The organism is Bartonella sp. TT110JLCBS, from assembly GCF_042193405.1.
Classification (GTDB): domain Bacteria; phylum Pseudomonadota; class Alphaproteobacteria; order Rhizobiales; family Rhizobiaceae; genus Bartonella.
In genome coordinates, this window is sequence record NZ_JBHILT010000190.1 from 1 (window position 1) to 773 (window position 773).

The window sequence follows — 773 nt, forward strand, 5'->3', positions numbered from 1 at the left end:
ATATTGGCAAAAGCATCTTCAATATGTTTGCCTCCTGCCTGAATACGGGCACTCATGGCATTAAAACCACGCGCGGCACTCTCAGGAACAATACCAGCAGAAATCATCGCCGTACCAAATGCTGCAGTTTCGCGCGCGGTGAGCTTAAACATGGTTGCCGCACCGGTGGCACGATTGGTAAAATCAGACACCTCACTTGCCTTTGCCGCCATGTGATTAGAGAGATGATTGATAGCATCGCCTAGATCTTCAATGCCTGCCTGATTAAGCTTAAAGACATTGCGCAATTTGGCAAAGCGCTCCCCAATCTGATCTCCCGTCATATCAAAAGCAACAGCCGCTTTGGCAGCATAAATGCTAAAAGCTTCCAGATCTTGTTCGCCAATCCCTGCTTGGCTGGCACTGGTCATCAATTCTAAGACTTCACGCGCCGCTAACGGAATCTTGGTGGAGGTTTCAAGCGCAAAACGGCGCAATTCCTTTAAGCGATCAAGGGGGGCATCGAGAACCTTTTCTAATCCCTTCATCGATTGATCAAATTGCATGGCTTTATAGAGCGGTGCAATTAAGGTTGCTGTTTGCGCAATGGCACCCACCATGCGCCCCCGCGCTTGGTTAAAAGCATTTTCCGCATTGGCTGTTGCTTCCCTCAGATGCTCCGAGTCAAACCACCCTTTAAAATGCTGCCTTGTCTTGTTTTGGAAATGCGCAATATCTGAACTAAAGGCTGCAAGATCCCGCTTGGCAGAAGCGATCCCCTCTTGCAGATGATT

At 48.8% G+C, this 773-nt stretch carries 1 protein-coding gene; it reads right to left on the reverse strand.

Going from position 1 to position 773, the window contains the following annotated elements; genetic code table 11:
• A partial coding sequence (locus ACFILW_RS10370) for a phage tail tape measure protein (protein WP_375685797.1) occupies positions 1–773 on the reverse strand: 773 nt, incomplete at both ends.